The organism is Telluria sp. ZB4P37 (assembly GCF_059685855.1).
The window spans coordinates 312,432-331,338 of sequence record NZ_JCASID010000002.1 but is presented as its reverse complement, the minus strand read 5'-3'; the positions used below and the strand labels follow the sequence as shown (position 1 = coordinate 331,338).

Below are 18,907 nucleotides of genomic sequence, written 5' to 3'. Positions count from 1 at the left end.
ACAGTACGCGAGTACGGCGAGACAATGCAACGCCGCCATGGGGGAATTGTTAGGCGCTCGTAAGCAAGCGGTCCGCCCGATTCCCAAAGGGCGCAGCTTGCCGCTACAATAGCGGTCATTGTCTTTTCACTCATTCCCGCGTCGACGCCTTGCCGTCACAGCCTGCCATTGCGTGTGCGGCTGCCCAGCGCCTTCATTCCAGGACATCATGGTTGCTCTCTCCAAAACGATCTTCAAGGCTTATGACATTCGCGGCGTCATCGATAAAACGCTGGACGAAGGCATCGCACGCCATATCGGCCGTGCCTTCGGCGCCGCCGCCCTGGCCAAGGGAGAGCGCAAGGTCGTGATCGGCCGCGACGGCCGCCTGTCGGGCCCGGCCCTCACGGCCGCCCTGAGCGAAGGCCTGCGCGACGCCGGCGTGGACGTCATCGACCTGGGTATGGTCGCCACCCCGATGGTCTATTTCGGCACCAATGTGCTCGACACCCGTTCGGGCATCATGGTCACCGGCAGCCACAACCCGCCGGACTACAACGGCTTCAAGATGGTGCTGGCGGGCGAAGCGATCCACGGCGAGGCCATCACCGGCCTGCACGACAGCATCGCGGCTTACGACGGCGCCATTGCCGCAGAACGCGGCGGCTACAGCACCCACGACATCCGCGCCGCCTACCTCGAGCGCATCATTGGCGACGTCAAGGTCTCGCGCCCGATGAAGATCGCGGTCGACTGCGGCAATGGCGTGGCCGGTGCGTTTGCCGCGGACCTGTACCGCGGCATGGGCTGCGAGGTGGTCGAGCTGTTCTGCGAAGTCGACGGCACCTTCCCGAACCACCACCCGGACCCGGCGCATCCGGAAAACCTGCAAGACCTCATCAAGGCCTTGCAGGATACCGATGCCGAAATCGGCCTGGCATTCGACGGCGACGGCGACCGCCTCGGCATCGTCACCAAGGATGGCCAGATCATCTTCCCGGACCGCCAGATGATGCTGTTCGCAGCCGACGTCCTGTCGCGCAACCCGGGCGGCGAGATCCTGTACGACGTCAAGTGCACGCGTCACCTCGGTCCATGGATCGAGCAGCACGGCGGCAAACCCCTGATGTGGAAGACCGGCCACTCGCTGGTCAAGGCCAAGCTCAAGGAAACCGGCGCCCCGCTGGGCGGCGAGATGAGCGGCCACATCTTCTTCAAGGACCGCTGGTACGGCTTCGACGACGGCCTGTACGCCGGCGCGCGCATGCTCGAGATCCTCACGAAGGAACAGGACCCGTCGAAGCTCCTCAACAGCCTGCCGATCGCGTCTAGCACCCCGGAACTGCACCTGCACCTGAAGGAAGGCGAGAACTTCACGCTGATCGACAGCCTGCGCGCCAACGCCACTTTCCCCGGTTCGGACCGCGTCAATGACATCGACGGCCTGCGCGTGGAATACCCGGACGGCTTCGGCCTGGCCCGCTCGTCGAACACGACCCCGGTCGTGGTGCTGCGCTTCGAAGGCGAGAATCCCGAAGCCCTCGCACGCATCCAGGCCGAGTTCCGCCGCGTGATCCTGGCCGCCAAGCCGGACGCCGAGCTGCCTTTCTGAGCGAGCCGTCTTGAAGATCCTGCTGGTGCGCGTGTCGTCGCTGGGCGACGTGCTGCACAACCTGCCGATGGTGGCCGACATCCTGCGCCACCATCCGGGCGCCACCATCGACTGGGTGGTGGAAGAGGGCTACCAGAGCCTGGTGCGCCTGAACCCGAACGTACGCAAGATCATCCCGTGGGCGCTGCGCCGCTGGCGCAAGAGCCTCGGCAAGGCAGAGACGCGCGCCGAGATCCGCGGCTTCTTCCGCCTGCTCCGCGAAGAAGAATACGACCATGTCTTCGACACCCAGGGCCTGCTCAAGACCGGCATCATCATGGGCGCCGCACGCGTACGGCGCGGCGGCAAGAAGGTGGGCCTGGCCAATGGCAGCGAAGGCTCGGGCTACGAAGGCATCTCGCGCATCTTCCACACCGACAGCATCCCGCTCGACCCGCGCACCCATGCGGTTGCGCGTGGCCGCATGGTGGCCGGCGCCGCGCTGGGCTATTCCGTTACTACCCCCCCGGACTTCGGGCTGCCGGCGCCGCAGACCGCGCTGCGCCCGGCCTTCCTGCCGCTTGAAGACTATGCCGTGTTCTTCCACGGTACCGCGCGCGACGCCAAGAAGTGGTCAAGCGAGAACTGGATCGCGCTCGGTCAGGCGCTGGCGCCGATGCCGGTGCTGCTGCCCTGGGGCTCGCAACCCGAACTGGCCGATGCGCAATCGCTGGCCGCCGCGCTGCCCAATGCACGCGTGCTGCCCAAGCTGTCGATGATGGATGCCGTCGGCGTGGCCCAGCATGCGCGGCTTGCCGTCGGCGTCGATACCGGCCTGACCCACATTGCCGCCGCCTTCGTGCGCCCGACCGTCGAACTCTATTGCGACTCGCCGAAGTGGAAGACCGAGGGCAACTGGTCCGAGTGCATCGTCAACCTGGGCGACCTGGGCATGCCTCCTGCCGCGCCGGAAGTAATTGCAGCGGCGCGCCGCCTGCTGGAGACGACTTGATCCGTGCCCTGTATTCGCTGGCCTGGTGGCTGGCGCTGCCGATCGTCCTGGGCCGCCTGTGGTGGCGCGGGCGCCAGGAGCCGGGCTACCGCCAGCACTGGCGCGAGCGCCTCGGGTTCCCGGGCGCCGCACCGTCCACTCGCCCGACCTTGTGGGTGCATGCGGTGTCGGTGGGTGAAACCCGCGCCGCCGAACCGCTGGTGGAAGCGCTGCTCGCGGCTTACCCCGAATCCCGCATCCTGCTCACCCACATGACGCCGACCGGCCGCGCCACCGGCCGCTCGTTGTTCGTCCACCACGGCGAGCGCGTCGTCCAGTCCTACCTCCCTTATGACACCGGCTTCATGGTCGCGCGCTTCCTGCGCCGTGTTGCACCAGGCGTGTGCATCCTGATGGAGACCGAGGTGTGGCCGAATTTGATCGCCGGTTGCGCGAGGGCCGGCGTGCCGGTGGCGCTGGTCAACGCGCGCCTGTCCGAGCGGTCGCTGCGCAGCGGCCGCAAGATGGGCGCCTTGATGACGGACGCCGCCGAGGCCATTACCCTGGTCGCGGCGCAGACCGAACTCGACGCCGAACGCATCCGCTCGCTCGGCGCGCCGCAGGTCGCCGTTACCGGCAGCATCAAGTTCGACGTGGTGCCGCCGGGCGCGGCGCTGGAGAAGGGCGCCTGGCTGCGCGCGCAGATCGGCGCCCGGCCCGTATTCCTGTGCGCCAGCACGCGCGAAGGCGAGGAAGCGCTCATCATCGATGCATGGCGGCGCGTGGCGGACAAGCCTGCCAGGGCGCTGCTCGCGATCGTGCCGCGCCATCCCCAGCGTTTCGACGAGGTCGAGAAGCTGGTCGCGGCGCGCGGCTTGCGTTTGAAGCGGCGTTCGCAGGTCGAACAAGGCATCGACAATGCCGAGGTGCTGCTGGGCGATTCGATGGGCGAGATGTTCGCCTATTTCGCCGCCTGCGACTGCACCTTCATCGGCGGCAGCTTGATGCCGCTGGGCGGCCAGAACCTGATCGAAGCTTGCGCACTTGGCAAACCGGTGCTGGTCGGCGCGCACACCTTCAATTTCGCCCAGGCGACCGACGAGGCGGTGGCAGATGGCGCCGCCCTGCGAGTGCTGGATGCCGACGCCCTGGTTGCCGCTGCGATCCGCCTGCTGGAAGACGATGCGGCGCGCTCGCGCATGGGCGCGCATGCGCTCGCGTTCGCGGCGCGCCACCGCGGCGCCACCCTGCGCACGGTTGAACTCTTGCGACAACTTATCAAGTAGGTTTTGCTACCATTCCGGTTTCGAGCTCGGATAACACTAGGGGATGCGTTATGTTGTCGTTTAATCACCCGAGGCCCGTCAACAGCAACAAGCCTGTCGCCATGCTGGTACAACAGCAGGCCGACGACAAGCTGCTGCACGTGCCCGTGAGTGACGGTCCTGTGGACCTGCCGGTTCCACACCCCGCCGCCTTTCCGGTTCCCTTATCCGAACTGCATTTTGTCGTCCGCTACACGCTGGGCGAATACCTCAGCTTCATGTGGCAGCACGGGGGCTTCCTGATCCGCCGCCGCCGCATCCGCTGGCCAGCCAGCCTCTACCTGCGCTTCAAGAGCACCCTGGGTGCGGCCCTGCATTTCATCCTGCTCGGGCGCGGCCGCCGCACCTACGAATTCACCATCGACCAGCACGGCATCGTGCGCACCAGCGGCGGCGTAACGCTGATCGGATGGGAAGACGTAGTGGGAGTGCGCACCTATTCGTGCGGGTTCATGATGGTGCTCAAGCGCGGGACGCTGCCGATTCCGTATCGGTGTTTGTCGGAGGAGCAGCTGGGGGCGATGAAGGCGTTGGCGGCGGCGAGGCGGGATTCGCTGTTGTAGGGTGGGCGGCTTGTGATCTGGTCCACCGGACCGGATCACCCCGCGCGTTCAATCAGCGGCAAGATCATCGGATACGTCGACTCAGGCGTTAACCATCACCGCGTGGGGGGGGAACCCGCCCACGCTACGAGTCACGACGGATCCCATTAATCCATCAATGGCAGCGCCATTCCCCGACGGATCGAGCTAGTCGGTAAACAACACCGGCATCTCATGCGAGCGCTTGCGCAGGGCCAGCCGCGCCCCGTCGTAATCCGGATACACCTCGCCCACCGTGGCCCAGAAGGCCGGGCTGTGGTTCATCTCGCGCAGGTGCGCCAGTTCGTGCGCCACCACGTAGTCGATCAGCGACAGCGGATAGTGCACCAGCCGCCAGTTCAGGCGGATATTCCCTTCGATCGTGCAGGAACCCCAGCGCGTGCCGGCAGACGACAGCGCGAACGCGCTGTAGCTCACGCCGAGGCGCGGCGCGAAGTGGTCGAGCCTTTCCTCGAACAGGCGCCTGGACTCGGCCTGGAACCACAGCTTGACGCGTTCCTTGAGCTGCCACTCCGACAGCCCCGGCACCACGCCGATCCATAGTTCGTTGCTGCTTGCATCAAATTCGCAGTGGCTGCGCGCCGCTTCTTCCAGGCGCAACACAATCTCCCCACCGAGGTAGGGCAGGCGCGCGCCGTCCTTCCATTCGACCGGCAGACGTTCCTTTTGCTTTGCCCGGCGTTCGCCGCGTTCGAGTAGCTTGGTGATGATCCAGCGGCCCTTGGCGCGGATGGCGTTGTCGATGTCGGCCTGGGCGCAGCGGCGCGGTGCGGTCACGCGCAGGCCGTCGTCGTCGATCATGAAGCCGATCGAACGACGCGCGGAGCGGCGCAGGGCGTAATCGACGGTGTGGGCGCCGAGGACGATGCGCTTGAGCGGCGGCTCGCCCATTGCGACCGGCGGGGAAGGAAGGAGGTTGCGAGGCGCCGGAGGCGGCGCCTTGAACAAAGGCTGGGCCGGCGGCGCAGGCTTATCCGCCGGCTTGAGCGCGGCGAAGAATTCCTGGGCAAACAGCTCGAGCTGGTGCCCGTCGATCTTCGGGGAGGTCATCGCTTGCTGCGGCTGCGAATCCCTGATCTGAGCGCTGACGTCGCTCAGCCACCTTTGTAGACGTGGGGCGAAATGACGCGCATTTCCGATTCTATCCAATTTTCAACCTCTTGCATCATGCTCTCGGGGGTGTGACTGTCTGGCGAAATCGGTTTGCCGATCGAGACGGTGATGAGTCCCGGGCGCTTGATGAACGAATTCTTCGGCCAGCATTCACCTGAATTATGCGCGATCGGCACGACAACGGTTTGGGTTTCGACAGCGAGCCGGGTACCGCCGCTTTTGTACTTGCCCTTCCGGCCCACCGGGATGCGAGTCCCTTCGGGGAACATGATGATCCACTGGCCGTCGGCGAGGCGGCGCTTGCCGTGCCGGACCACGTGGGCGAAGGCATTCTTGCCCTGCTTGCGGTCGATCGGGATCATGCGCAGCAGCGCCATGGCCCAGCCGAAGAAGGGGATGTACAGGATCTCCTTCTTGAAAACGAATACCAGCGGGCGCGTGAGGTTCGGCAGCAGGGCGATGGTTTCCCATGCCGACTGGTGCTTCGACAGGACGATGGCCGGGCTGTCCGGCAGGTTGTCGTAGCCCTTGAATTCGTAGCGGATCCCGCAGATCACCTTCGCACACCAGATCATGAAGACGTTCCAGCGCGAGGTCACCCAGAAGCGCTTGTTGTACGGCAGTGGCGCGGCCAGGAAGCACACGCAGGCCCACACGACGGTGGCCACGATCATGACGATCTTGAAGAGCAGGGAACGCAGGAACAGGGTGAAGGTTTGCAAAGGGTCTCCGGACAAATTCTGGTGTTCGTTATTCTGGCCGCTGTACCGCGGTCTTGAGGAAGGCAGTGACCATCGAGGCCAGGTTGGGGAAGACCTGGGTGCCAGGCGGCAGGCCGCCGGTAGCCTGGGTCTTCTCGCCCTTGCCGGTCAGGACCAGGTAGGGCACGCAGCCCATGATGAAGCCTGCCTGCAGGTCGCGCAGCGAGTCGCCCACGGTGGGCACGCCCTTCAGGTTCATCTTGAAGCGCTTGCTGATCTCTTCGAACATGCCGGCCTTGGGCTTGCGGCAGTCGCAGTTGTCGATCGCTGCATGCGGGCAGAAGAAGATGGCGTCGATGTCGGCGCCCACCAGCTGCGCACTGGCGTGCAGCTTCTGGTGGATGGCGTTCAGGGTGGGCATGTCGAACAGCTCGCGCGCGATGCCCGACTGGTTCGAGGCCACGACGACCCGGTAGCCCGCCTGGTTCAGGCGGGCGATTGCTTCGAGCGAGCCGGGAATGGGGATCCATTCCGCCGGCGACTTGATGAAGTCCGGCGAATCGTGGTTGATGACCCCGTCCCGGTCCAGGATGATGAGCTTCATGGCCCGTACCTTACCAGCTTACGTCGCCAATTTCGAGATATCGGCGACGCCATTCATCATGCCGTGCAGCTGCGACAACAGCGCCAGGCGGTTATTGCGCAGTGCCAGGTCGTCGGCCATCACCATGACATCGTTGAAGAAGGCATCCACGTCGTCGCGCAGCTGGGCCAGGGTCTTGAGCGTGCCGGTGAAGTCGCCGCGCGCAAAGGCCGCATCGACCTCGGGGCGCACGCGCGCGATCGCGGCGGCCAGGTTCTTCTCGGACGGCTCCGCCAGCAGCTCCGGTTTAACGTCGCCGATGGCGGCTTCGGTCTTCTTCAGGATATTGGTGATGCGCTTGTTGGCGGCAGCCAGCGATGCGGACTCCGGCAGCGCGGCGAAGGCCTGCACCGCTTCCAGGCGCTGGACCACGTCGTCGACGCGGTCCGGGTTCTGGGCCAGGACGGCTTCGACTTCGTTCGGCGAGAAGCCGCGCTCGCGCAGCATGCCGCGCAGGCGGTCGAGCATGAAGGCGGTCACTTCCCCGCGCGGTTCCTTGAACGCCGTTTGGCCTTCGAACACGGCCACGGCCTCAATCAGCAGCTCCGAGATCGACAGCGGCAGGCGCTTTTCGACCAGCATGCGCATCACGCCCAGGGCGTGGCGGCGCAGTGCGAACGGATCCTTCTCACCGGTCGGCTGCAGGCCGATGCCCCAGATGCCGACCAGGGTCTCGAGCTTGTCGGCCAGCGCGGCGGTCAGGCCGGTATTGGTCGAAGGCAGGGCATCGCCGGCAAAGCGCGGCTGGTAGTGCTCGGACGCGGCCAGGGCGACTTCCTCGTGCTCGCCGTCGTGGCGCGCGTAATAGGTGCCCATGATGCCTTGCAGCTCGGGGAACTCGCCCACCATGTCGGTCAGCAGGTCGGCCTTGGCCAGGCGTGCGCCGCGTTCGGCCAGCGGCACGTCATGGCCCAGGCGGCGCGCGATGCTGCTCGCCAGGATCGTGACGCGCTCGGTACGGTCGAGCTGGGTGCCCAGCTTGTTGTGATAGACCACGCTGGCGAGGTGCGGCAGGCGCGATTCCAGGGTTTTCTTCTTGTCCTGCTCGAAGAAGAACTTGGCGTCCGACAGGCGCGGGCGCACCACGCGCTCGTTGCCGCCCACGATCGCGGTCGGGTCATCGGTGGCGATGTTCGACACGATCAGGAAGCGCGAGCGCAGCTTGCCCGCGCTATCGGTCAGCGCAAAATATTTTTGATTGGTCTGCATCGTCAGGATCAGGCATTCCTGCGGCACGGCCAGGAATTCGTCCTCGAAGCGGCATTCGTACACGACCGGCCATTCGACCAGGGCGGCCACTTCCTCGAGCAGCGACTCCGGCATCAGGACCTGGTCGGCGCCGGCTTTTTCGAGCAGCTGCTTGCGGATGCTTTCCTTACGGCCTTCGGCACTGGACATCACCTTGCCTTCGCTTTCCAGCACTGCGCCGTAGTGGTCGGCGTGCGGGATGGCGATGGCCTGGCCGTGCGACAGGAAGCGGTGGCCCATGGTGTGGCGGCCGGCTTCGAGGCCCAGCAGCGTCAATGGCAGCACCTGCTCGCCATGCAGCGCGAGCAGCAGGTGCACCGGGCGCACGAACTGCACGGTGGCGCCGTCGGGGCGCTGGTAGCTCATGAGCTTCGGGATCGGCAGCTTGGCCACCGCATCAATCAGCACGTCCTGCAGGCCTGCGGCCAAGGCGCTGCCGCTTGCGGTATAGGTATAGAAGAAGGATTCGGCCTTGCCGTCCTGGGCGCGTTCGAGGTCGCTGATCTGCAGGTCGGGAAAGCCCAGCGCGGCCAGCTTCTTGGCCAGCGGCGCGCTCGGGTTGCCGTCCTTGTCAAGCGCGACGGAGACCGGCAGTACCTTCTCGCGCATGGATTTGTCGGGCGAGGTGGCGCGGACCTTGGTGATCGTGACCGCCAGGCGGCGCGGGGTGGCGTGGGCCGTGACGACGCTATCCGGCTCTAAAAAGTCGCGTGCCTTCAGGCCGTTGGCGATACCGTTGGCAAACGCGGTGCCCAGTTTGACGAGGGCTTTCGGAGGCAGTTCTTCGGTCTGGATTTCGACGAGGAGAGTCTGGTTCATGGTGTGTTCTTGTCTGTTCCGCTCAGGCTGCGGCTTTGTCGGCAGCCGGGAGCATTGGGAAGCCGAGCTTCTCGCGCGAGTCGTAATAGGCCTGCGCCACGAGGCGCGACAGCGTGCGCACGCGGCCGATATAGGCGGCGCGCTCGGTCACGGAGATGGCGCCGCGTGCATCGAGCATGTTGAAGCTGTGCGAGGCCTTCATGATCTGCTCGTAAGCGGGCAGGGTCAGCGCCAGTTCGACCAGGCGCTTGGCCTCGGCCTCGTGGTTGGCGAAGGCCTGGAACAGCAGCTCGGTATTGGCGTGCTCGAAGTTGTAGGTCGACTGCTCGACTTCGTTCTGGTGGAAGACGTCGCCGTATTTCAGCGTCTTGGTAACCGGTTCGCCGGCCGCGCCGTTTTCTTCCCACGTGGTCCAGACCAGGTCATACACGTTCTCGACGCCCTGCAGGTACATCGCCAGGCGCTCGACGCCATAGGTGATTTCGCCCAGCACCGGCTTGCAATCGAGGCCGCCGACCTGCTGGAAATAGGTGAACTGCGTGACTTCCATGCCGTTGAGCCAGACTTCCCAGCCCAGGCCCCAGGCGCCCAGGGTGGGGCTTTCCCAGTCGTCCTCGACGAAGCGCACGTCGTTCTTCTTCAGGTCCAGGCCCAGCGCCTCGAGCGAACCGAGGTAGAGCTCGAGGATGTTTTCCGGCGCCGGCTTGAGCACCACCTGGTACTGATAATAGTGCTGCAGGCGGTTCGGGTTCTCGCCATAGCGGCCGTCCTTCGGGCGGCGTGAGGGCTGCACATAGGCGGCGCGCCAGGGCTCGGGGCCGATCGCGCGCAGGAAGGTACCGGTGTGGAAGGTGCCGGCGCCGACTTCCATGTCGTAAGGCTGCAGCAGTGCGCAGCCCTGCTTGTCCCAATAGGATTGCAGGGTCAGGATGATTTGTTGGAATGTGAGCATCTTGTAGGGAACGGCGCGGGGATGAAGCCGCAGACACGGTTAATTTGCCAAATGACTAATTCTACTGAATTTTGGCGGGACTCTGGGGAGTGATTCAGCTCAGCAGTTGGATTTCGCAGTTTATGGATAGACGCGGCCGATCGCATTTGTAGGGTGGTCGGCTTGCCCGACCGCGCATTCAACGACCAGGCGCGGTGCCACAGGGCGTCCGTCAGTTGGACGCGCGGCCGGCGGAGCCGGCCACCCTACGGAACCCGGCGTACCATGCGCCGGCCAGCATCAGGCCGCCCAGCAACAGGAAAGCCAGGTTGCCGAAGCGGATATACGGCGTGAAGCCTTCGGTGCCGCGCACGGTGGCGGTCAAAACGCCGCGGCCATAGAAGGGCAGCTGCTGAACGATATGGCCGCGCGCGTCGATGATGGCGGTGGCGCCGTTATTCGTCGAGCGCAGCATCGGGCGGCCGGTTTCGATCGAGCGCATCTGCGAAATCTGCAGGTGCTGCGGGATCGCCACCGATTCGCCATACCAGGCCAGGTTCGACACGTTCAGCAGCAGCGTCGCCGCTTTCGGCGCGTTGCGCAGCTGGGCCGCGATCTCTTCGCCGAAGGCGTCCTCGTAGCAGATATTCGGCAGCACCAGCTGGTCCTTGACCGGGAAGGGCGCCTGCAGGGCCTTGCCGCGGGTCTGGTCGCCCAGCGGGATGTGCATCAAATCGGTGAACCAGCGGAAGCCCGGCGGGATGAATTCGCCGAAGGGCACCAGGTGATGCTTGTCGTAGCGGTAGGGCTGCGAACCGGGGCCGTAGGCGATCACGCTGTTGGCATACTGGGTCGGGCTGTCCATCATCGGGATGCCGAGCATCAGGTGGCTGCCCGTCTGCGTGGCATAGCCCTGCAGCGCATTCAGGTAGCCGTCCGGAAGCTGGTAGGGCGTGACGGGTATCGCGGTTTCCGGCGTGGCGATCAGGTCGGCCGGGGCGGCCATGATCATGCCGCGGTAGCGCCCGATGATGTCTGCTAGGTACGCCACGTCGAATTTCTGGTCCTGGCGCACGTCGCCCTGCAGCAGGCGCACCGTCAAGGGCTGGCCGACGTCCTGGGTCCAGTGAATCTGCTTGAGGCCGAAGCCGGCCGCCATGACCGCGGCGAACAGGCCGAGGGCGCGCCAGCGCTTGCGCTGGGTCAGCATGGCCAGGCAGCCCGCGCACAGGGCAGCGAGGATGCCGACGCCGTACACGCCCACCAGGGGCGCATAGCCAGCCAGGGGCGAGACATTGTGGGCATAACCCGAGGAAGCCCAGGGGAAGCCGGTAAAGACCCAGCCGCGCAGCCATTCCGACACGCCCCAGGTGACGGGCAGCGCCAGCAGCACGAAGGCGGTCACAGGCAGCGACCACTTGCGGCGCAACCAGGAGGCGGCGCCGCCGGCGAAGGCGCCGAACAGGCCCATGTACAAGCCCAGCAGGGCAATCGAGATCGCGCCCAGGATGGCGGGCAGGCCGCCGAAGCGGGTGACGGCAATGTAGAGCCAGTGCATGCCGGCCACCGACCAGCCGAAGCCGAAGGCCCAGCCCAGGAGCAGGCCATGGCGCGGCGAGTTCTCGACGCCGACCCGGTAGAAGAAGTAGGCAAGCGACAGGAACTGCACCGGCCACCAGCCGAATGGCTCGAACGAGAGCAGGGAGAGCGCGCCGGCGAGCGCCATCAGGACCAGCGCTTTCGGCGAGGGCGTGGCGGGGCGGGCGACCGGATCAGTCGTAGTGGAAGGCTGGGTACGACGGCGCAGCATTACTCGCGGCCGTCCTGGGCGTAGGGCAGCTTTTCGACCAGCAGAACGTGGATCTGGCGCGCGTCGGCGCGCAGCACCTCGAAACGCAGGCCTTCCAGGTCGAAGACCTCGCCCTTGTGCGGCATGCGGCCCAGGTGGCTGGCCACCAGGCCGCCGATGGTGTCGGCATCGGTATCGAGCAGGTCGGCGCCGATCTCTTCGTTGAACTGCTCGATCTCGGTCAGCGCCTTGACGCGCCAGCGGGGCCCTAGCTGGCCCTCCTTGATTGACAGGACATTGTCTTCTTCTTCGTCGAAGTCGTATTCGTCTTCGATGTCGCCGACGATCTGCTCGAGCACGTCCTCGATGGTGATCAGGCCGGCCACGCCGCTGTACTCGTCAACGACGATGGCCATGTGGTTGTGGTTGGCGCGGAAATCGCGCAGCAGCACGTTCAGGCGCTTCGATTCCGGGATGAAGATCGCCGGGCGCAGCATGGCGCGCACGTCGAAAGTTTCTTCAGCGTAATAGCGTAGCAAATCCTTGGCCAGCAGGATGCCGACCACCTTGTCGCGCTCGCCATCGATGGCAGGGAAGCGCGAGTGTTGCGTTTCCATCACGACCGGCAGCCATTCCTCGATCGGTTTGGTGATGTCGATGACGTCCATCTGGGAACGCGGGACCATGATGTCGCGCACGGACAGGTCGGATACCTGAAACACGCCCTCGATCATCGAGAGTGCGTCGGCATCGATCAGGTTGCGTTCATGGGCTTCGTGCAGCACTTCGAGGAGTTCTGCGCGATTTTCAGGTTCGGGGGAAATCAGTGCGGTCAGCCGTTCAAACAGCGACCGGTGGGGTTTGGCGTCCGATCGGACGTCACTGGGATACTCGGGCATAGTTGGCGTGAAGCCGTTGTTGCGATGGGTATAGGATACACCAAAAGGGCAAATCCTGAATTCGTAAGCGGCTGCTCAGTCGGTTTTCGTAGGGTGGGCGAGGCCTGGGAGGCCAGTGGCCTCCCGTGCGCCCACGCGGCGATTGCGTCCATTTAATATATCGCGGTTGTGCCGGCAACCGGTTGAATGCGCGGGCGGGAGGCCCCGCCCACCCTACATCAATCCGAATACGGATCCGGATACCCCAGCACCTCCATGATATCCCGCTCGAACTGTTCCATTTCGTCGGCTTCCTCGTCGTGGTCGTGGTCATAGCCCTGCGCGTGCAGCACGCCGTGCACCACCAGGTGGGCCGCGTGCTCCTCGATCGTCTTTTTCTGCTCGTCGGCTTCGCGCAGCAAGACGTCGGTGCACAGGATGATGTCGGCCTGGGTCGGGTCGTCCGCGCCCAGTTCCTCGCCTTCGTTGTAGGCAAAGGTGAGGACGTTGGTCGCGTAGTCCTTGCCGCGGTAGGTGCGGTTCAGCGTCTGGCCCTCTGCCGCGTCGACGAAGCGGATGGTCAGCTCGGCCGGGCCGAGCAGGGCCGCCTGCACCCAGCGCGTCAGCATCTCCTCGGTCAGCTCTTTCTCGAGGCGCGTGTCGGCGTACTGGACGTCGAGGTCGAGATCATGTTTTTTTTCTTGCATTTTTCACAGGTAGCGGTTTGGGGAGGGCGGCCAGTTCCTCGATCGAGGCATTGCTCTCGTAGGCGTCGATGATGCGCCCGACCAGCGGGTGGCGCACCACGTCCACGCTGGCGAACTGGGTGAATTTGATGCCGCGCACGTTCTTGAGCACGTGCATGGCATCGACCAGGCCCGAGCGCTGCGTCTTGTGCAGGTCGACCTGGGTCACGTCGCCCGTGATCACGGCCTTGCTGCCGAAGCCGATCCGGGTCAGGAACATCTTCATCTGCTCCACCGTCGTGTTCTGCGCTTCATCCAGGATCACGAAAGCGTGGTTCAGCGTGCGGCCGCGCATGTATGCCAGCGGGGCGATCTCGATGACCTGCTTCTCGAACATCTTCTGGGTGCGGTCGAAGCCGAGCAGGTCGTACAGCGCGTCGTACAGCGGACGCAGGTAAGGGTCGACTTTCTGGCTCAGGTCGCCGGGCAGGAAGCCGAGGCGCTCGCCCGCTTCCACCGCGGGGCGGGTCAGGATGATGCGCTTGACCGCATCGCGCTCGAGCGCGTCCACCGCGCAGGCCACCGCCAGATAGGTCTTGCCGGTGCCGGCCGGGCCGACGCCGAAGCTGATGTCGTGCTCGAGGACCGCGTTCAGGTATTCGATCTGGTGCGGCGTGCGGCCGCGCAAATCGCTGCGGCGGGTCTTGAGCGTCGGGCTGACCAGTTCGGGCGCGACGCCGTCCTCGGTGTCGTCCGCGCCGGCGGCGGGCGCTTCTTTCGCAGCCGGCTCGGCTTCCGCAGCGTTGCGCGGCTTCAGGCCGACGCGCTGTTCCACCAGGGCCAGCTGCACTTCTTCGATCGGCACGACCTTGTTGGCCACCGCGTAGAAACGCTCGAGCAGTTCGACCGCGCAGTCGGCATTGGTGCCGGTGACGATGAATTTCTCGCCGCGCCGGAAGACGGTGACGTCAAGCGCGGCCGAAATCTGGCGCAAATTCTCGTCGAGCGGGCCGCACAGGTGGGCAAGCCGCGTGTTGTCGAGCGGCTCGGGGATGAAATAGGAAGGCTGGGATGGGGTATTTTTCAACTGGCTTTGGCAATCGTATGTGAGTGAGCGACGAGTTCGCCGCGCAGGAAATAATCATGGCTGGCGGTGATCCGCAGGTCGACCAGCTGGCCCACCAGGGACGGACCGGTCGTTTCCGGGAAAAAGTGGACCACGCGATTGTTCTCGCAGCGTCCCTGCAATTGCCCTTCGTCTTTCTTCGACGGACCTTCGACCAGCACGCGCTGGACGGTGCCGACCATGGCCGCGCTGTACTTGCGGGTGTTGACGTCGATCAGGGCCTGCAGGCGCTGCAGGCGCGCGAGCTTGACCTCGTGCGGGGTGTCGTCGTCGAGGTTGGCGGCCGGGGTGCCCGGACGCTTGCTGAAGATAAAACTGAAACTGTTGTCGAAGCCGACGTCGGCCACGAGCTTCATCATGGCCTCGAAATCGGCTTCGGTCTCGCCGGGGAAGCCGACGATGAAGTCGGACGAGAACGTCATCGAAGGCCGCACCGCGCGGATGCGGCGGATGATCGATTTGTACTCGAGGCCGGTATAGCCGCGCTTCATGGCGCCGAGGATGCGGTCGGAGCCGTGCTGCACCGGTAAATAGATATGGTTCACCAGCTGCGGGATCTTGGCGTAGGCGTCGATCAGGCGCTGGGTGAATTCCTTCGGATGGCTGGTCACGTAGCGCAGGCGCTGGACGCCGGGGATGTCGGCGATGTATTCCAGCAGCAGGGCGAAGTCGGCGATGTCGCCGCCGGCCATGGCGCCACGGTAGGCATTCACGTTCTGGCCCAGCAGCATGATTTCCTTCACGCCCTGTGCGGCCAGGCCGGCGCATTCGGTCAGCACATCGTCAAACGGGCGCGACACTTCCTCGCCACGGGTATAGGGCACCACGCAATAGCTGCAGTACTTGCTGCAGCCTTCCATGATCGACACATAGGCCACGGCGCCGTCCACCTTGGCTGGCGGCAAGTGATCGAACTTTTCGATTTCCGGAAAGCTGATGTCGACCTGGGCATTGCCGCTGCTGCGGCGCTCGCGGATCAGCTGCGGCAGGCGGTGCAGGGTTTGCGGGCCGAACACGACGTCGACGTGCGGCGCCCGGCGGACGATGGCTTGCCCCTCCTGCGATGCCACGCAGCCACCCACGCCGATTACCAGGTCCGGCTTGTCGCGCTTGAGCGCCTTGAAGCGGCCCAGGTCCGAGAACACTTTCTCTTGCGCCTTTTCGCGCACGGAACAAGTGTTCAGCAGGATGACATCGGCGTCTTCCGGCGTATCGGTACGGACCAGTCCATCGGAGGCACCGAGGACATCCGCCATCTTGTCCGAGTCGTACTCGTTCATCTGGCAGCCGAAGGTTTTGATGAATACTTTTTTCTGCATGGAGTGCTGTGTAAGAGGGGAGCTGGTGCTGTGGCAATACAAGGTGCCCAGTTTAGCGTAAATCGGCTACTGCCCTCGAAACGGGCATGTGCGCGACGGATTTTTATGCCACTGGGAATGATTACTTTCTTAACCTAAAGTAATTATAATTATGCTCAGATTGTTAAATGTGCGATGATGTTTCAGGGCGAGAACCTGTCCTGTTGAGTCTATCCGGATAAATTTATTTCCTTATGTAAATCAATGAGTTCGGTCTGACTTCTGATAGGAAAATTAATTGAAGAAATCTCTTGCGTGCGCCACAAATTATCCCCATGTGCTGAAATGTCTATGTGATAAGCTTTCCGCACGATAGCTTGATTTGAGACAATGAGTCACATGTGCTGCTCGGATGTACTGGTAGTGGATGAGCCTGATAATTTGTTTGAAATACAAGTTCGTATGCGGAGAGGTAACGCGGGGGCATGCGATCCGGTACGTTTCTTAAGGGGATCTTCAGGTTCAGCCTGTTAAATCACCGCAAGGTAGTCCGGGAACTGATGTTAAGGAAATCTAGCTTTAACAAAAGTTCGTAAGGGAACTATTAACCAACTAAAGAGGTAAACATCATGGCACAACATCATCATGCTCTGTCTTCGCAAGAAAGCTACAATCCAAACCACCTGCTGGATATCCTGCTCGGCAAGATGCAACTGAAGAACGATGCTGCGCTGTCGCGCATGCTCGAAGTCGCGCCGCCAGTCATCAGCAAGATCCGCCACCACCGCCTGCCGGTCGGCGCCTCGCTGCTGATCCGCATGCACGAAGTAACCGGCATGAGCATCCGCGACCTGCGTGACTTGATGGGCGATCGCCGTACCAAATACCGCCTGTCGGATGCACAAGGTCGTCCGAAGCCAGAAGAGAAAGCAGCACAGGCCGCCGCAGCCGCAGCAGCCCAGCAACAGCAACCGCAACAGAACAACGAAACGACTCCGTCGTCCTCGTCCGGCAATTATGCTCACTAATGCCGCGGGCATGACAGCCGCGACTGTCGTGCCTTCGGTATCAGCGACCTGCGGCACCGCGCGCTGAGCGCAGTGCCGCGCCGGTTCCTTCCGGCGTCTTTCGGCGCCTTTTCGGCGTTTCCTCTTCACTTTTCTTTTTGGCAAGCCTGATCGGCGACCGCTAAAGGCGCCTGGCTTCTTCAAGCCATCAGGACGGCCGTCATTTCCTCATACTGCAGCTCCGTATCGTGGAAGGCCTGCAGCCACGCTTCTTCCGTCAGCCCCAGGGCCGTCCAGGCCACCGCAGACACGCGGGGCACCAGCTCGTCCGGATTGCCCGCCAGGTCCAGCGCGTGCACGACGGCGCTCGCCACGTGCACGATGGTCGCCAGAAAACCTGCGCCCTGCGCTTCAGGCATGTGGTGGAAGGCAATCGCCTGGCGCATGGTGTCGGAGAAATTCCAGTGCGCAGCCAGGGCCACGCCGGCGTCGACATGGTCGATGCCCAGCAGGGCACGCTCGGCTTCGATCAGCTCGCAATCCTTCTTGTCGCGTAGCGACAAGACCGCCTGGTAACGCTCCGGGAAACGCGAGACCAGCACCAGCCGCCCGATGTCGTGCAGCAGGCCGGCCGTGAACGCGTAATCGGGATTGAAGCGCACCCGCCGCGCCAGCACCCGCGCGCAGGCGGCGGTGGCGATCGAATGGCGCCAGAAAGCCTTGTCGTTGAAGCCCGGGCAGCGTCCCGCCGGGAAGCACCCGGTCAGCGCGGCCGCCGTAATCAGGTTGCGCGTGGTCTGGAAACCGAGGAAGGTCATGGCCTGCTGGATGGTCGTGGCTTTGACTTGCAACCCGAAGGCCGAGGAATTGGCCAGGCGCAGGGTCTTGGCCGTCAGCGCCGGATCGTTCGCCACTTTTTTGGCCAGCACGGCGATGTCGACGTTTTCCTGGTCGATGCTGCCCAGCAGTTCCATGACGACAGCCGGCAGCGAGGGCAGGTCCTCCACGTTACCAATCAACTCCTCGACGCTTACCGCGTCCAGCGGCGCGCTCATGGCGCCACTCCGCGTTTAAGGCGGTAATCCTCGACGTAGCGGCGCAGCAGACCGGTGGCCCAGTCGGCGTGGTCCTCGCGCTCGTTGCGGCGGAACAAATGGTCGAGGCGCTCCTGTACCGCTGCCGCGCTGGGCTGGGCCAGGGGAAGGGCGCGCGCCACCGGCACTGCGGCGACACCATGCCGCGCCAGCGAAGCGATCGTCGCCTCGCTCAGGATGGCGCCTTCGGCCAGCAAGACGTGGCCGTGCTCGTCGAGCAGCACGTCGGCCAGCACCATGCCGGGGAACAAGTGCGCCATTGGCACCAGCTCATAGGTATTGCTCATCGTTCCTCCTGTTATCAGCTGATCGATCTTATCATTGGCCCCGCCCGGACTGGTGCTTGCGCGCAGCAACTGTCGCGTCAGCGCAGCGCTCTTTTTAAATGCAGCAATGAAAATGTTGTACGCTTTCAGGTTCGCGACCCGTGTCGCCCATTGCCAAAGGACTTCCATGAAACTCTACGTCAGCCCGGGCGCCTGCTCGCTCGCTCCGCATATCGCCCTCATCGCCGCCGGCCTGCCGTTCTCGGTCGAACGCGTCAGCCTGAAGACCAAGGCCCTCGCCGGCGGGGGCGACTTCCGCGAGATCAACGACAAGGGTTCGGTCCCGGCCTTGCAGCTGGACAATGGCAAGGTGCTGACCGAAGCGGCCGTGCTGCTGCAATACATCGCCGACCAGGCACCTGGCGCGCAACTGGCCCCGGCCATGGGAAGCTTCGAGCGCTACCAGCTGATGGAAAGCCTGAACTACGTCGCCACTGAATTGCACAAGCGCTTCACGCCGCTCTTCACCCCAGGCTGCACCGAAGAAGGCCGCGCCGCCGCGTGGGCCGGCCTGGCGCGTCCGCTGGACTACCTTGCGGGCAAGCTCGAAGGCGGGCAGTTCCTGGCGGGCAGCCAGTTCACGATCGCCGACGCCTACCTGTTCACAGTGCTGAACTGGGCCGGCTTCGCCAAGTTCAGCCTGGCCGACTGGCCGGTGCTGCAAGCCTACCAGGCACGCGTTGCCGCGCTCCCGGCCGTGCAGGAAGCCATGCGCGCCGAAGGCCTGGCCTGAGCACCGGGCATACACGACGCGCCGCGC

Annotated in this window: 18 protein-coding genes; 6 read left to right on the top strand and 12 right to left on the bottom strand. The window is 64.2% G+C overall.

Annotation, left to right across the window (positions count from 1 at the left end):
* The first annotated feature begins 208 nt into the window (after positions 1 to 208).
* The 4 genes from AC56K1_RS05835 (at position 209) to AC56K1_RS05820 (ending at position 4,449) form a co-directional block, all read left to right on the top strand.
* On the top strand, positions 209 to 1,591 hold the full coding sequence (locus tag AC56K1_RS05835; RefSeq protein WP_497156901.1) for a phosphomannomutase/phosphoglucomutase: 1,383 nt from the start codon (positions 209 to 211) through the stop codon (positions 1,589 to 1,591).
* Positions 1,592 to 1,601: 10 nt separating this feature from the next.
* Complete coding sequence (waaC, locus tag AC56K1_RS05830) at positions 1,602 to 2,582, top strand: lipopolysaccharide heptosyltransferase I (protein WP_497156900.1); 981 nt, start codon at positions 1,602 to 1,604, stop codon at positions 2,580 to 2,582.
* Positions 2,582 to 3,847: a lipid IV(A) 3-deoxy-D-manno-octulosonic acid transferase gene (waaA, locus tag AC56K1_RS05825; RefSeq protein WP_497157174.1), complete on the top strand. Its 1,266-nt coding sequence runs from the start codon at positions 2,582 to 2,584 to the stop codon at positions 3,845 to 3,847. Before waaC ends, waaA begins: the two co-directional genes overlap by 1 nt.
* Before the next feature lie 101 nt (positions 3,848 to 3,948).
* Positions 3,949 to 4,449, top strand: a complete 501-nt coding sequence (locus AC56K1_RS05820) for a YcxB family protein (RefSeq protein WP_497156899.1) — start codon at positions 3,949 to 3,951, stop codon at positions 4,447 to 4,449.
* 186 nt (positions 4,450 to 4,635) lie between these two features.
* On the opposite strand, the gene AC56K1_RS05815 is transcribed toward AC56K1_RS05820, so the two are convergent.
* The 10 genes from AC56K1_RS05815 to miaB form a co-directional block, all read right to left on the bottom strand.
* Positions 4,636 to 5,538: a M48 family metallopeptidase gene (locus AC56K1_RS05815; RefSeq protein ID WP_497156898.1), complete on the bottom strand. Its 903-nt coding sequence runs from the start codon at positions 5,536 to 5,538 to the stop codon at positions 4,636 to 4,638.
* A 44-nt stretch (positions 5,539 to 5,582) separates the two neighbouring features.
* Complete coding sequence (locus AC56K1_RS05810; RefSeq protein ID WP_497156897.1) at positions 5,583 to 6,323, bottom strand: lysophospholipid acyltransferase family protein; 741 nt, start codon at positions 6,321 to 6,323, stop codon at positions 5,583 to 5,585.
* Positions 6,324 to 6,351: 28 nt separating this feature from the next.
* Complete coding sequence (gmhB, locus tag AC56K1_RS05805; RefSeq protein ID WP_497156896.1) at positions 6,352 to 6,906, bottom strand: D-glycero-beta-D-manno-heptose 1,7-bisphosphate 7-phosphatase; 555 nt, start codon at positions 6,904 to 6,906, stop codon at positions 6,352 to 6,354.
* Between the two features lie 18 nt (positions 6,907 to 6,924).
* Positions 6,925 to 9,012, bottom strand: coding sequence for a glycine--tRNA ligase subunit beta (gene glyS / locus AC56K1_RS05800; protein WP_497156895.1), 2,088 nt, complete (start codon positions 9,010 to 9,012; stop codon positions 6,925 to 6,927).
* 22 nt (positions 9,013 to 9,034) lie between these two features.
* Positions 9,035 to 9,964 (bottom strand): glycine--tRNA ligase subunit alpha, encoded by a 930-nt coding sequence (gene glyQ / locus AC56K1_RS05795; protein ID WP_497156894.1) that lies wholly within the window; start codon positions 9,962 to 9,964, stop codon positions 9,035 to 9,037.
* A gap of 211 nt (positions 9,965 to 10,175) precedes the next feature.
* Positions 10,176 to 11,753, bottom strand: a complete 1,578-nt coding sequence (gene lnt / locus AC56K1_RS05790) for an apolipoprotein N-acyltransferase (protein ID WP_497156893.1) — start codon at positions 11,751 to 11,753, stop codon at positions 10,176 to 10,178.
* A complete protein-coding gene (locus tag AC56K1_RS05785; RefSeq protein ID WP_497156892.1) occupies positions 11,753 to 12,631 on the bottom strand; it encodes a CorC family transporter in 879 nt (292 codons plus the stop codon). The genes lnt and AC56K1_RS05785 overlap by 1 nt, the downstream gene beginning before the upstream one ends.
* A gap of 218 nt (positions 12,632 to 12,849) precedes the next feature.
* On the bottom strand, positions 12,850 to 13,317 hold the full coding sequence (ybeY, locus tag AC56K1_RS05780; protein ID WP_497156891.1) for an rRNA maturation RNase YbeY: 468 nt from the start codon (positions 13,315 to 13,317) through the stop codon (positions 12,850 to 12,852).
* The gene (locus AC56K1_RS05775) at positions 13,298 to 14,383 is read right to left on the bottom strand and encodes a PhoH family protein (RefSeq protein WP_497156890.1); all 1,086 of its coding nucleotides are present in this window, start codon (positions 14,381 to 14,383) and stop codon (positions 13,298 to 13,300) included. Before AC56K1_RS05775 ends, ybeY begins: the two co-directional genes overlap by 20 nt.
* Positions 14,380 to 15,741, bottom strand: coding sequence for a tRNA (N6-isopentenyl adenosine(37)-C2)-methylthiotransferase MiaB (miaB, locus tag AC56K1_RS05770; protein ID WP_497156889.1), 1,362 nt, complete (start codon positions 15,739 to 15,741; stop codon positions 14,380 to 14,382). Before miaB ends, AC56K1_RS05775 begins: the two co-directional genes overlap by 4 nt.
* 608 nt (positions 15,742 to 16,349) lie before the next feature.
* Between miaB and AC56K1_RS05765 the strand changes: the two genes are divergently transcribed.
* Positions 16,350 to 16,748 carry a hypothetical protein gene (locus AC56K1_RS05765; RefSeq protein WP_497156888.1) on the top strand — a complete coding sequence of 133 codons (399 nt, stop codon included), beginning with the start codon at positions 16,350 to 16,352 and terminating at the stop codon, positions 16,746 to 16,748.
* Between the two features lie 179 nt (positions 16,749 to 16,927).
* Here AC56K1_RS05765 and AC56K1_RS05760 read toward each other — a convergent pair whose 3' ends face one another.
* Together AC56K1_RS05760 and AC56K1_RS05755 are read right to left on the bottom strand one after the other, a co-directional pair.
* Complete coding sequence (locus AC56K1_RS05760; RefSeq protein WP_497156887.1) at positions 16,928 to 17,782, bottom strand: HDOD domain-containing protein; 855 nt, start codon at positions 17,780 to 17,782, stop codon at positions 16,928 to 16,930.
* On the bottom strand, positions 17,779 to 18,108 hold the full coding sequence (locus tag AC56K1_RS05755) for a hypothetical protein (RefSeq protein ID WP_497156886.1): 330 nt from the start codon (positions 18,106 to 18,108) through the stop codon (positions 17,779 to 17,781). The genes AC56K1_RS05760 and AC56K1_RS05755 overlap by 4 nt, the downstream gene beginning before the upstream one ends.
* A gap of 166 nt (positions 18,109 to 18,274) precedes the next feature.
* Here AC56K1_RS05755 and gstA point away from each other — a divergent pair, with 166 nt between their 5' ends.
* A complete protein-coding gene (gstA, locus tag AC56K1_RS05750) occupies positions 18,275 to 18,880 on the top strand; it encodes a glutathione transferase GstA (protein WP_497156885.1) in 606 nt (201 codons plus the stop codon).
* Positions 18,881 to 18,907: the final 27 nt, after the last annotated feature.

What these genes read in the sequence shown, in the direction of transcription:
- AC56K1_RS05835 (WP_497156901.1), top strand. Translation starts at nt 209, where the DNA reads ATGGTTGCTCTCTCCAAAACGATCTTCAAGGCTTATGACATTCGCGGC.
- miaB (WP_497156889.1), bottom strand. Translation starts at nt 15,741, where the DNA reads ATGCAGAAAAAAGTATTCATCAAAACCTTCGGCTGCCAGATGAACGAG.
- gmhB (WP_497156896.1), bottom strand. Translation starts at nt 6,906, where the DNA reads ATGAAGCTCATCATCCTGGACCGGGACGGGGTCATCAACCACGATTCG.
- gstA (WP_497156885.1), top strand. Translation starts at nt 18,275, where the DNA reads ATGAAACTCTACGTCAGCCCGGGCGCCTGCTCGCTCGCTCCGCATATC.
- glyS (WP_497156895.1), bottom strand. Translation starts at nt 9,012, where the DNA reads ATGAACCAGACTCTCCTCGTCGAAATCCAGACCGAAGAACTGCCTCCG.
- AC56K1_RS05765 (WP_497156888.1), top strand. Translation starts at nt 16,350, where the DNA reads ATGGCACAACATCATCATGCTCTGTCTTCGCAAGAAAGCTACAATCCA.
- AC56K1_RS05815 (WP_497156898.1), bottom strand. Translation starts at nt 5,538, where the DNA reads ATGACCTCCCCGAAGATCGACGGGCACCAGCTCGAGCTGTTTGCCCAG.
- AC56K1_RS05755 (WP_497156886.1), bottom strand. Translation starts at nt 18,108, where the DNA reads ATGAGCAATACCTATGAGCTGGTGCCAATGGCGCACTTGTTCCCCGGC.
- AC56K1_RS05760 (WP_497156887.1), bottom strand. Translation starts at nt 17,782, where the DNA reads ATGAGCGCGCCGCTGGACGCGGTAAGCGTCGAGGAGTTGATTGGTAAC.
- glyQ (WP_497156894.1), bottom strand. Translation starts at nt 9,964, where the DNA reads ATGCTCACATTCCAACAAATCATCCTGACCCTGCAATCCTATTGGGAC.
- AC56K1_RS05820 (WP_497156899.1), top strand. Translation starts at nt 3,949, where the DNA reads ATGCTGGTACAACAGCAGGCCGACGACAAGCTGCTGCACGTGCCCGTG.
- AC56K1_RS05785 (WP_497156892.1), bottom strand. Translation starts at nt 12,631, where the DNA reads ATGCCCGAGTATCCCAGTGACGTCCGATCGGACGCCAAACCCCACCGG.
- lnt (WP_497156893.1), bottom strand. Translation starts at nt 11,753, where the DNA reads ATGCTGCGCCGTCGTACCCAGCCTTCCACTACGACTGATCCGGTCGCC.
- ybeY (WP_497156891.1), bottom strand. Translation starts at nt 13,317, where the DNA reads ATGCAAGAAAAAAAACATGATCTCGACCTCGACGTCCAGTACGCCGAC.